This is a genomic window from Oceanirhabdus seepicola, from assembly GCF_023684385.1.
GTDB lineage: Bacteria > Bacillota > Clostridia > Clostridiales > Clostridiaceae > Oceanirhabdus > Oceanirhabdus seepicola.
Window position 1 is genome coordinate 266,527 of record NZ_JAGSOJ010000003.1, and the last position, 12,630, is coordinate 279,156.

Below are 12,630 nucleotides of genomic sequence, written 5' to 3' on the forward strand. Positions count from 1 at the left end.
TTTATTCTTTAAAAAATTGAAAATTTCTTAAAGAAATTTACAAGTTTGAATTATTAAAAGTTATTAGATTGTTTGAATATCTAAGGGTTCCAAGGGATGGAAAACATAAAAATAAAAAAGTTGATAATTATAGGTTGTTAAATGGTAAAAAAGGAAATAGAATAGTAGTAAAAGGAAAAGTATTTTAGTAACTCAGGAGGAAAAGTATGAAGAAAGTAGCGGTTATATTTAATGGTGGTACTATTTCTATGAAAGTTGATAGTAAACTAAAAGCAGCGGTACCTACTTTAAGTGGTGAAGACATTATGGCGATGGTTACAGGAATAGAAAACCATGCTGAGATAGAAACATTTTCTTTCTCAAGCCTACCTAGTCCGCATATGACACCTGAATTGATGATGAAATTATCAAAGATGGTGAGAGAACTACTTGAAAGAGAAGATATAGAAGGGGTAGTTGTGACGCATGGTACTGATACATTAGAGGAGACAGCATATTTATTGGATTTGACTATTAATTCTCAGAAGCCTGTTGTTGTTACTGGGTCAATGAGAAACGGTTCAGAATTAGGTTATGATGGCCCTGCTAATCTAGCTGCATCAATTGTTGTAGCAACTTCTCAAGAAGCCCGAGGAAAAGGTGTGCTCGTGTGCATGAATAACGAGATAAATTGTGCAAGTGAGGTTACAAAGGAACACTCAATGCATTTAAATACATTCCAAAGTCCAGAATTTGGACCTATAGGTATAGTTGATAGCAATGAGATTATTTTCTATAGAGATAAAGCTCTAAATCAATATATACCAGTTGAATGTATAGAAGGAAGAGTAGAGCTGGTTAAAGCTGTTGCTGGCGATTCTGGAGCACTAATTGATTTCTGTGTAAATCAAGGTGTTGATGGAATTGTAATAGAAGGTATGGGTAGAGGTAATATTCCTCCTAAAATGTTCGAGGCAGTTAAGCGTGGAATTGAAAAAGGTGTTGTTTTTGTTCTTGTAACTAGATGCTATAAGGGAAGAGTAATGGATTCTTATGGATATGAAGGTGGAGGAAAAGGACTTAGACAAGCTGGAGTGATTTTTGGAGATAGATTACCAGGCCAGAAAGCAAGGATTAAACTTATGTTAGCCTTAAGTAAGACGAACAATAAAGAGGAAATAACAAAAACGTTCGAAGATAGACTGTATAAAAAGAAATAAAAACATAAAAACATTCGCAAAAAGTATTGACATAGCTGTCGGAAATTGTTAAGATGTAGCTGTGTTCAAAATCAATACGAAGATACTCATATAAGTCTGATGATATGGATCAGAAGTTTCTACCGAATACCGAAAATATTCGACTATGGGAAATCAAAAGTGAATGTCAAATAACTATAATTATCTAATTATATCGGGATGGTTTAGTTATATACATAAGCTGCTGAGTTTCTCAGCAGCTTTTTCGTTTATAAAAAAATAGGAGGGATCTACATGGATAAGTTTTTTAGGTTAGAACAGAATGGGACAACCGTTAAGAAAGAGGTAATTGGGGGTATAACAACTTTCTTGACCATGGCATATATAATTGCTGTTAATCCAATGTTTCTTGAAGCTGCGGGTATGCCAAAGGGAGCAGTTGTAACAGCGACATGTTTAACAGCAGCATTTGCTACAATTTTAATGGGTGTTTATGCTAACTTACCATTTGCATTAGCTTCTGGAATGGGTCTTAATGCATACTTTGCTTATACTGTATGTGGAGAGATGGGGATACATTGGTCAGTAGCATTATTAGCAGTTTTTGTTGAAGGTATAATTTTTATAATTCTTTCAGTAACAAATGTTAGAGAAGCTGTAGTTAACGCTATTCCAAAGAATCTTAAGTTAGCTGTTTCAGCAGGTATTGGGTTATTTATTGCTTTTATTGGATTTATTAACTCAGGTATAGTAGTTGGAGATCCAGCTACACATGTATCAATGGGAGATTTTAGATCACCAACTGTTTTAATTGCATTATTTGGTGTATTGGTTATAGCAATTCTGGAAATTAAAAAAGTAAAAGGGTCAATTCTTTGGGGAATTCTTTCATCATCAGTAGTTGCTTGGATATATGCGGCATTTAATACTGAAACAGCAGCAGGTTTAATGATATTCTTACCTGATGGAATATTCCAATTCCATGGACTTGGTGAAATTTTTATGGCTTTTGATACAAGTTATTTAACTGATATTAGTAAAATAGGAACATTATTAAGTATTGTTGTTGTATTCTTGTTTGTTGATTTCTTTGATACTGTAGGAACACTTGTAGGAGTTGCTTCTAAAGCAGATATGATTGATAAAAATGGTAAAGTTAAAAATGCAGGTAAAGCTCTTTTAGTTGATGCTGTTGGTACTACAGTAGGAGCAATGGTCGGTACGTCAACAGTAACTACTTATGTTGAAAGTTCTGCAGGTGTTGCGGAAGGGGCTAGAACGGGCTTGGCTTCAGTAGTAACTGGATTATTATTTGCAGCAGCAATGTTCTTTGCACCGATATTTATGGCTATTCCAGCATGTGCAACAGCTCCAGCTTTGATAGTTGTTGGATTCTTCATGATGCAGAATATTGGGAAAATTGATTTTACTGACTTCACTGAAGGTTTCCCAGCATTCTTGACAATTGCATTAATGCCTTTAACTTATAGCATAGGTGATGGTTTAACATATGGAATAATGAGTTACGGTGTTATAAATGTAGTGTATAATTTATTTCAAAGAGATCCAGATAAAAAGAAAAAAGTATCATGGGTTATTATTATACTAACGCTACTCTTTATAGCAAAGCTACTATTTTTACACTAAAAAGATTAAACATTAAAAATATAAATAATATTTAAAATATAAAACTCAGAGTGATTTATAAGCTCTGAGTTTTTGTGTTAAGAAAATCATAATATTTTAGTACTGATATTCAATGAGATAGAGGGCTTTGAAAATAATAGGTACATACAATTCTAGAAATAAAAAATAAATGTAAACAAAGTGTTAACAAAACATTGTTATTACTTGACTAGGCATATATAATAATTTGTATAACAAAAATGAGGTGATATTAAATGGTAAGTAGTATGACTGGATTTGGACGTGATTCAATTATTGAAGCGGGCAAAAGTTTCGTTATAGAAATAAAAAGTGTCAATCATAGATATATGGATTTAAATATCAAAATGCCTAGAGTTTATTTAACACTTGAAGAAAGAATAAGAAATGTTATAAAAGAGAAGTTAAATAGAGGGAAAATTGATATATACATAAACATGAAAGTTTTTGAAAGAACTGATGTTGAAGCTGTTTTAAATAAAAGTTTAGCTGAAAGCTATGTTAAATGTTTAAAAGAAATTCAAGAATCATTTGATTTAAGAGATGATGTATCAGTCATAAATATTGCTAGATTCCCAGAAGTAGTTAATATAGAACATAAAGAAGAAGATGTTGAATTAATATGGGAAACTATAAAAAAGCCTCTTAAAGTAGCATTGGATAAACACATCGAAATGAGATTAAGAGAAGGTGAAAAACTTAAAGAAGATCTTCTGTTAAAATGTTCTAATATAGAATTATTGTTGAAAGAAATAGTGGATAAAGCCTCAACTGTAGTTTTAGAATATAAAGAAAAACTTGAAAATAGATTAAAAGAGATTGTAGATGATAAAAACTACGATGAAGGTAGAGTGGCTATGGAAGTAGCTGTTATTGCTGATAAGTGTTGTATAGATGAAGAGATAGTGAGATTATCTAGTCACATATCTCAAATCAGAGACACTCTTGAAATTGAAGGACCTATTGGTAGAAAGTTAGATTTTATTGTTCAAGAGATGAATAGAGAAGCAAATACTATTTCTTCAAAATCTAATGATTTAACAATTACTAAGAATATTTTACAAGTAAAAAGTGAAATAGAAAAAATAAGAGAACAAACTCAAAATATTGAATAAGGAGGATATTATGGCTATAAAACTTATTAATATTGGATTTGGAAACATTGTATCTGCTAATAGGCTTGTTGCTATTGTTAGTCCAGAATCTGCACCTATAAAACGTATAATCCAAGAAGCTAGAGATAGAGGCATGCTTATAGATGCTACTTATGGCAGAAGAACAAGAGCTGTAATTATTACAGATAGTGATCATGTTATATTATCAGCTGTTCAACCAGAAACAGTTGCACATAGATTAAGTGCTAAAGATGAAGTACACTCTGAAGAGGTGGATGATTAATATGAAGCGTAAAGGATTACTTATCGTAATTTCAGGACCATCTGGTGCTGGAAAAGGAACGATTTGTAAAGAGTTGATTAAAAGAAATAGTGATATATGTATTTCTGTTTCTGCAACAACAAGAGCGCCTAGAAAAGGCGAAATTGATGGTGAGAGTTATTTCTTTATGGAAAAACAGGATTTTAAGGATGATATTTTAAAAGGAAACTTCCTTGAATATGCAGAAGTGTATGGAAATTTTTATGGAACACCAAAAGAAAAGGTTTTTGAGCGACTTGAGAGTGGTCAGGATGTAATTTTAGAGATTGATATTCAAGGAGCACTAAAAGTAAAAGAAGTTTATCCTAAAGGGGTATTTATATTCATATTACCACCTTCTATGGAGGAATTAAAAAATAGGATAATTGGTAGAGGGAGTGAAACACCTGAATCTCTTATGACAAGATTTGAATCTGCTTTTGAAGAATTAAATTTTGTTTCAAGATACAATTATGCTGTTGTAAATGATGATGTTGATATAGCTACATCTAGAATTGAAAATATTATAGAAGCAGAGAATTGTAGAGTAGATAGAGTTGGAAATGAACTAATAAAGAAATTTGGCAGGAGGTAGATGTTAATGCATAAATCAGATTCAATGATAAACCCTTCAATAGTAGACTTATTACAATACGTGGATAATAAATATTCATTAGTTATTGCTACTTCAAAGAGAGCTAGAAAACTAATTGAAGGTGAAAGTCCAGTTATAGCTATGGATGTGTCTAAGCCACTAACAACTGCAATAGAAGAATTAAATTCTGATAACATGATTGTAGTAGAAGATAACACAATAGAAGAAAACACAATAGAAGAAAGCATAATAGAAGAATAATATGAGTAAGAAAACTATTGTTATTGGTGTTGCAGGGGGTATTGCTGCGTATAAGGCTTTAGATGTTGTTTCAAGATTGAAGAAAAAAGACTATGATATTCACGTTATTATGACGAAGAGCGCATGTGAATTTGTAACTCCACTTAGCTTTCAAGCAATGAGTCAAAATGAAGTTGTATATGATATGTTTGAAGAGCCTAAAGCTTGGGAAATACAACATATATCACTTGCAAAGAAGGCAGATTTATTACTTGTAGTACCTGCTACAGCAAATATAATTGGTAAGATAGCTAATGGTATTGCAGATGATATGTTATCTACAACTATTATGGCAAGTACAGGTAAAGTGGTTTTTGCACCTGCAATGAATGTGAATATGTATGATAATCCAATTCTCCAAAATAATATTTCTAAGCTTGAAGCTTATGGTTATGGGTTCATCGAACCAGCAAAAGGTAGATTAGCATGTGGTGATATTGGTAAAGGAAAATTGGAAGATACAGAAATTATTGCAGAAATGGTTCATAGCATGATGTATTCAAGTAAAGATTTGATTGGTAAAAAAGTTCTTGTAACAGCAGGACCAACTATTTCAAAAATTGATCCTGTTAGATATATAACAAATCATTCCAGTGGTAAGATGGGATTTGAAATTGCGAAAGAAGCTAGAGATAGAGGAGCGGAAGTTACTCTTGTATCTGGACCTACTTCACTTAAAAATCCCTTTGGTGTAAATGTTATAGAGGTTGAAACCAATAAAGAAATGTTTGAAGCTGTAATGAGTAACCAGAGTGAAAGTGATATAATCATTAAAAGTGCTGCAGTATCAGACTATAAACCAAGGGAATATAGTACCCAAAAAATCAAAAAGAGTGAAGATACACTTACTATTGAATTTGAAAAAGATAGAGATATTCTTAAAGAGCTTGGTAGAAGAAAAAAACATCAGATATTAATTGGATTTGCTGCTGAGAGTGAAGATCTAATCAATAATGCTGAAAAGAAGATTGAGAAAAAAAATCTTGATTATATCATTGTAAATGACATTAGTAGAGAAGATATAGGTTTCAAAAGTAATGAGAATGAAGCTGTTTTGATTTCAAAGAATAAAAAGTGTACTGAATTAGGCAAATGTACTAAAAGAGAAATGGCTTTTAAAATATTTGAGTGTATAGTGAATGAATAGTATATGGCACGGGCCATAAGTAAACAAAAGTGGCTTTGCCGCTTTTGTTTTTTGTTCTAAATAATTTAAGGAATACGTCTTTTGAGGTGATGTTTTGAAGTATTGCGGAGTTATTGTGAATAATGAAAGTATCGCATTAGATAAATTATTTACGTATAGGATTCCAGAAAATTTAAGAGGGTTTGTTGAAATAGGACAACACATTAAAGTCCCATTTGGAAAAGGAAATAAATTAAAAGATGCTTTTGTTATTTCTATGTTTGATGAGTGCGAGAATACTGAAAAATTAAAAGAAATCTCTGATATATGTGCTAGAGAACCTGTTCTTTCGGATAAAAATATTAGGCTTATAAATCTTATGAGAAAAAGGTATTTATGTACTTATTTAGAGGGAATAAAGTTATTCTTACCTAGAGGGCTTTTAAAAGGAAAAAGAGAAAAAATAAAGCTAGTTTTATATTCAAATAATGAATTGCATGGTAAATATAAAGAAGAAAAATATGCTTCTATTTATAATACAGTAAAAGAAAATGTAGCAAAGTATTCAAGGAATGAACTTAGTAAAGAATTTGACTACTCTCTTTCATCAATTAATACTTTGGTTAAACATGGGTTTTTAGAAATTAAAGAGCAGAGGGTTAATAGAGTGGATGAAAGGACATTTCCTCATTTGCCAAAAAAAAATCTAACAATGGAGCAACTAATAGCCATTGAAGAGATAATGACTAGCAAAAGAAATGAATTTTTACTTCATGGGGTTACTGGTAGCGGGAAAACAGAAATATACATGACGCTTGTAGAGAAAATGCTTGAAAAAGGTAAACAATCTATAATTCTTGTTCCAGAAATTGCATTGACTCCTCAAATGGTTGAACGATTTAAAGGGAGATTTGGAAAAGATATAACGGTATATCATAGTAAACTTTCTGAAGGGGAAAAGTTTGATGAGTGGCATAGAGTAAAGCAAGGGAAAGTAAAGATTGCCATTGGAGCTAGATCAGCATTGTTTTTACCCTTTAAGGAACTGGGATTAATTGTAGTTGATGAAGAACATGAAAGCACATATAAATCGGATAGCGATCCTAAGTATTTGGCTACTGAAATAGCATTAATAAAAGGTAATATTGAAAATTGTAAAGTTGTTTTAGGCTCTGCAACTCCGAATATCGAAACATACTATAAATTTAAACGTAATTTTTGGAAGATTATTTCCATTGAAAAACGAGTTGATGGGGCTGAGATGCCTGAAATTGAATTGATAGATATGAGGCAGGAATTGGAAAATAATAATAAATCCTTTTTAAGTGCAAAATTATATGAAGAGATAAATGAACGTCTTGAAAAAAAAGAGCAGATAATTATATTCTTAAATAGAAGGGGTTTTTCTACATTTATATCTTGTAGAAAATGTGGTTATGTGTTCAAGTGTAGTAATTGTGATATTTCACTAACTTATCATCAAAAAAGTGGAATGTTACACTGTCACTATTGTGGATATAAAGAAAGTTCAACTAAAATATGTCCAGAGTGTGGAAGTAATTATGTTAAATACTTTGGATTAGGAACGGAAAAAATTCAAGATGAAATGGAAAAATTATTTCCAAAAGCTAGAATTCTAAGAATGGATCATGATACAACTAGAAATAAGGATGCATATGAAAATATATATTCAGATTTTAAGAATAAGAAGGCAGATATTTTAATAGGAACTCAAATGATAGCAAAAGGATTGGACTTCCCAGATGTTACACTTGTGGGAATAATCGCGGCAGATTTAACATTGAATCTTCCGGATTTTAGATCTAACGAAAGAACCTACCAATTAATCACTCAAGTTTCAGGTCGGGCTGGAAGAGGAGCTAAAGAAGGTAAGGTTATTCTTCAAACCTATAGTCCGGATAATTATGCGATTTTATATGCGCTGAATTACGATTATCATGGTTTCTTAGAGGAAGAGTTGAAGATTAGAGAGCTTATGAACTATCCACCATTTGGAAGAGTTATGATGATTAATATATATAGTGAAAATGAAAATATGCTTATAAAAGGTGTTCATGAATTTTCTCATAAATTAAAAGCTTATTATGGGGGGAAATATAATATTTTAGGCCCTTGTCCATCACATATTTCAAAAATTAAGAATCAATTTAGGTGGCAAATTATGATAAAAGGAAATATAGAGTACGCAGATGCATTTAAAATTAAAAATATGGTTTACGACATGAGTAAAAGTACTTATAATAAAATAAAAGTGGGTTTAGATATGAACCCATATAATACTTTGTAAGTTAGTATTTAAAATATAATTAAAGAGGTTGGAAAGGAGAAAGTTATGGCGATTAGACAAATTAGAATTAAAGGTGATGAGGTTTTAAGAAAGAAGTGTAGAGTAATTGAAAAAATTGATGACAGATTATTAGTACTTATAGAAGATATGCTTGATACAATGTACGAAGCTGAGGGGGTTGGACTTGCGGGTCCTCAAGTTGGGATTTTAAAAAGGGTTGCTGTTATAGATATTGGAGAAGGTCCTATTGTATTAATAAATCCTGAAATCATTGAATCAAGAGGATCTTATATTGATGTAGAAGGTTGTTTAAGTATTCCAAATGAACAAGGGTATGTTGAGAGGCCAGAGTATGTTAAGGTTAAAGCACTTAATGAACGTGGGGAAAGCATAATTGTTGAAGGGGAAGAATTCTTAGCAAAAGCAATTTGTCATGAGTTAGATCATTTAGATGGTGTTTTATATATTGATAAGTTGGTTGAAGTGGAGGAAAAATAATGAAGGTTGTTTTTATGGGAACACCAGACTTTGCTGTTCCGTCTTTAGAAAAAATGATTGAGAATTTCAATGTTGAAGCAATTTTTACTCAACCAGATAAGAAGAGAGGTAGAGGTAAAAAAATTACATTTTCTCCTGTTAAAGAAGCTGCGTTAAAGCATGAAATTCAGGTGTTTCAACCTACTGTTTTAAGGAAAGACGAAGAGGCTATTGAAGCTTTAAAGAAAATTAATCCAGAGTTTATTGTTGTTGTTGCATATGGGCAGATTCTTCCTAAAGTAGTGCTTGATATACCTAAATATGGATGTATTAATCTTCATGCATCATTATTACCTAAATATAGAGGAGCTGCTCCTTTGAATTGGGCAATTATAAATGGTGAAAAGGTTAGTGGTAATACAACAATGTTAATGGATATTGGTTGTGATACTGGAGACATGTTAATTAAAGATGAAGTGGAAATACATGAAGATATGACAGTTGGTGAGTTGCATGATAAACTTTGTAGTGGCGGAGGAGAACTCTTAGTGAGAACATTAAATGGGATTGCTAGTGGTGAATTAAAAGGTGTTAAACAAAATGATGATGAATCATGTCATGCACCTAAGATAGATAAAAACCTACAGAGTATAAATTGGAGTGAGAGTGCACAAAGCATAAAAAACCTGATTAGAGGACTAAGTCCATACCCGGTAGCTTTTACTAAATATGATGATAAAAACATAAAGATATATGAAAGTGAAGTTGTTGAAGGGGATGTAAGTGGTGTACCCGGTAAGGTTGTAAATGTGAGTGATGCAGGAATAAAAGTAGAGTGTAGTGATAAGTTCTTATTGATAAAGAAAATTCAATTTCCTGGTAAAAAGCCTATGTATGTAAATGATTTTTTAAGAGGAAATGATTTGGAAAAAGGAATTGTACTTGGGTAAGAATTATTTATAAAATACACTAATATATTTATAAAGTTACAATATATTGTTGATACTTTTTTCTGTCTTAAGAATTTCAGGTGTTGAAAAAGCCCAAGGTCAAGGAACAAGTCGAATGAGCAGCAGAGTGTACAATTAGTACTTCGGCAGCGCAGAGAGGCTTAGTTACGATGAAATTGGGCTTTTTCAACAGACTGAATAATGTGCTGGACTTGCAGCACATTAATTTTAAATTAAACTATGAGAGGTAAAAATATGAAAAATCCGAGATATGTAATTTATTCAGCGTTAAATGAAATAATAAATAATAAATCGTATTCAAATGTAACGATCAATAAAGTTTTAAGAGATAAAGATATAAAAGAAGAGGATAAGGGATTAATAACAGAAGTAATTTACGGAACTTTAAGATATCTTTATTCAATAGATGTTATACTACAAAAATTCCTAAAGACTGGAGTTAAGAAAACAAATAAAAAGGTATTAAATATTTTGAGAATGAGTATATATCAAATAAAATATCTTGATAAAATACCTGATTATGCAGTTATAGATGAGGCAGTTAAGATAAGTAAAAAAGATATTTCCTTAAAGGCAAGTCAACTAGTAAATGGTGTTTTAAGAAGTTTCATGAGAGAAGGGTTTGAATTTCAATCAGAGAACAGGATTGAGGAGTTGTGTTTCCAGTATTCCTACGAGAGATGGTTAGTTAAATTGCTTATAGGACAATATGGCGAAAAGCGATGTGTTGATATTTTAAAGGGGTTAAATTTTAGACCTAGTATTAATGTGAGAGTTAACACGATGAAAAAAGATTGTGAATCAGTAAAAAAAGAACTTATACATATGGGATATACAATCGAAGATGGAAAAATCGCTAAGAATTCCATTAAAATTGTAAAGGGAGCGAGTATTGAAAAAAATCCTTTATTTAATGAGGGGATCATAAGTGTTCAGGATGAGAGTGCTATGCTAACTGTGGAGGTTATGGATATAAAAGAAGGAATGAAAGTGTTAGATCTTTGCAGTGCGCCTGGAGGTAAATCATGTTATATAGGAGAAAGACTAAATAATAGTGGTGAGGTACTAGCTTTTGATGTTTTCGAGAAAAAGCTGAAATTAATAGAAGAACATGCGATTAGGCTTGAATTAAAGAATATAAAAGCAGAGATTAATGATGGGGAAAAGCTAAGAGAAGACTTAATAGATTCTGCTGATATTGTTCTAGCTGATGTTCCTTGTTCGGGTTTGGGGATTATTAGAAAGAAACCAGAGATAAAATGGACTAAGAGTAAGAAACAATTAAATGAAATAGTAGGAATACAGAGAAATATATTAAGTAATGCTGCTAAATATGTTAAAATTAATGGAGAGCTCATTTATTCAACATGTACATTAAATAGAAATGAGAACGATGAGAATATTAGATGGTTTCTTAACAAAAATGATAACTTTTGTATTGAAAGTGTTAATCATATAGAAGGAGACAATATTATAAATTCTAATGAAGGGTTTATTACTATACTACCAGATGAGAAGATGGATGGATTCTTTATTTGTAAATTAAAAAGGATAAGGTGATATTTTGTATAATATTATAAATTTCAACGAAGAAGAACTTAAAAAATGGATGAAGGAAAATGGAGAACAACCATTTAGAAGTAAGCAAGTTATTAATTGGATATATAAAGGTATTACATCTTTTGATGAAATGAAAAATGTATCCTCTAAAACACAAGAAAATCTTGCTAATAATTTTTACATAGGAACACCTACAATAGTTAGGAAGTTAGTATCAACTATTGATGGAACGATAAAATATTTAATGAAATTACATGATGGTAATATTATAGAATGTGTATTGATGAAATATAAGCATGGTAATAGTATTTGTATATCATCTCAAGTAGGATGTAGAATGGGTTGTACGTTTTGTGCATCAACAATAGGTGGAAGAGTAAGGAATCTTGATTCAGGTGAAATGTTAGGACAGATTATCGCAGTAAGTAAGGACATTAATGAAAGAATTTCAAATGTTGTAATGATGGGTAGTGGGGAACCATTAGACAATTATGATAATGTTCTAAAATTCTTAGAAGAGGTTGGTAAGGAATACGGATTAAACATTGGAGCTAGGCATATAACTTTATCAACATGTGGAATCGTACCAGAGATATTAGAATTAAGTGAAAAAGGTCTTCAAATAACCCTTGCTATTTCTTTGCATGCTTCTAATGATGAAATTAGAAAAAAGAGTATGCCAATAGCAAATAAATATACTATTAAAGAAGTTATTGAAGCTTGTAAGCAATATATTTGCAAGACTAAAAGAAGAGTTACATTTGAATATGCTCTAATTGAAGGTCTTAATGATGAGAAAGAGCATGCTGAAGAATTGGCAACTTTACTCAAGGGTATGTTGTGCCATGTTAATCTTATACCTATTAATGAAGTTAAAGAAAGTGGTTATAAGAAGCCTGATAAGAAGAGAATTGACTCATTTAAAAGTATTTTAGAAAAAAACAAGATAGAAACGACAGTTCGTAGAGAAATGGGGGCGGACATTAATGCAGCATGTGGTCAGCTTAGAAGAGACTATGTGAATGAATAAGGAG

The 12,630-nt window shown here is 31.4% G+C and carries 12 protein-coding genes and 1 riboswitch; all 12 genes read left to right on the top strand.

The genetic code is table 11. The annotated features are described in order from the left end of the window. The first annotated feature begins 206 nt into the window (after positions 1–206). A complete protein-coding gene (locus tag KDK92_RS15060; protein WP_250860158.1) occupies positions 207–1,199 on the top strand; it encodes an asparaginase in 993 nt (330 codons plus the stop codon). 66 nt (positions 1,200–1,265) lie between these two features. After that, positions 1,266–1,365: riboswitch (purine riboswitch) on the top strand. Between the two features lie 107 nt (positions 1,366–1,472). Further along, positions 1,473–2,825: an NCS2 family permease gene (locus KDK92_RS15065; RefSeq protein ID WP_250860159.1), complete on the top strand. Its 1,353-nt coding sequence runs from the start codon at positions 1,473–1,475 to the stop codon at positions 2,823–2,825. 254 nt (positions 2,826–3,079) lie between these two features. Continuing rightward, entirely contained in the window at positions 3,080–3,958 is an 879-nt protein-coding gene (locus tag KDK92_RS15070; RefSeq protein WP_250860160.1) for a YicC/YloC family endoribonuclease, read from the top strand. 10 nt (positions 3,959–3,968) lie between these two features. After that, the gene (remA, locus tag KDK92_RS15075; protein ID WP_250860161.1) at positions 3,969–4,241 is read left to right on the top strand and encodes an extracellular matrix/biofilm regulator RemA; all 273 of its coding nucleotides are present in this window, start codon (positions 3,969–3,971) and stop codon (positions 4,239–4,241) included. A 1-nt stretch (position 4,242) separates the two neighbouring features. Continuing rightward, positions 4,243–4,854, top strand: coding sequence for a guanylate kinase (gmk, locus tag KDK92_RS15080; RefSeq protein WP_420852342.1), 612 nt, complete (start codon positions 4,243–4,245; stop codon positions 4,852–4,854). A gap of 6 nt (positions 4,855–4,860) precedes the next feature. Further along, positions 4,861–5,115 carry a DNA-directed RNA polymerase subunit omega gene (rpoZ, locus tag KDK92_RS15085; protein WP_250860163.1) on the top strand — a complete coding sequence of 85 codons (255 nt, stop codon included), beginning with the start codon at positions 4,861–4,863 and terminating at the stop codon, positions 5,113–5,115. Position 5,116: 1 nt separating this feature from the next. Further along, on the top strand, positions 5,117–6,301 hold the full coding sequence (coaBC, locus tag KDK92_RS15090; protein WP_250860164.1) for a bifunctional phosphopantothenoylcysteine decarboxylase/phosphopantothenate--cysteine ligase CoaBC: 1,185 nt from the start codon (positions 5,117–5,119) through the stop codon (positions 6,299–6,301). 94 nt (positions 6,302–6,395) lie between these two features. Next, complete coding sequence (priA, locus tag KDK92_RS15095; protein WP_250860165.1) at positions 6,396–8,588, top strand: primosomal protein N'; 2,193 nt, start codon at positions 6,396–6,398, stop codon at positions 8,586–8,588. A gap of 45 nt (positions 8,589–8,633) precedes the next feature. After that, the gene (gene def / locus KDK92_RS15100) at positions 8,634–9,086 is read left to right on the top strand and encodes a peptide deformylase (RefSeq protein WP_250860166.1); all 453 of its coding nucleotides are present in this window, start codon (positions 8,634–8,636) and stop codon (positions 9,084–9,086) included. Next, positions 9,086–10,015 (top strand): methionyl-tRNA formyltransferase, encoded by a 930-nt coding sequence (gene fmt, locus KDK92_RS15105; protein ID WP_250860167.1) that lies wholly within the window; start codon positions 9,086–9,088, stop codon positions 10,013–10,015. Before def ends, fmt begins: the two co-directional genes overlap by 1 nt. A 255-nt stretch (positions 10,016–10,270) precedes the next feature. After that, positions 10,271–11,596: a 16S rRNA (cytosine(967)-C(5))-methyltransferase RsmB gene (gene rsmB, locus KDK92_RS15110; protein ID WP_250860168.1), complete on the top strand. Its 1,326-nt coding sequence runs from the start codon at positions 10,271–10,273 to the stop codon at positions 11,594–11,596. 4 nt (positions 11,597–11,600) lie between these two features. Next, entirely contained in the window at positions 11,601–12,626 is a 1,026-nt protein-coding gene (gene rlmN / locus KDK92_RS15115) for a dual-specificity RNA methyltransferase RlmN (protein ID WP_250860169.1), read from the top strand. The last annotated feature ends 4 nt before the right edge of the window (positions 12,627–12,630 follow it).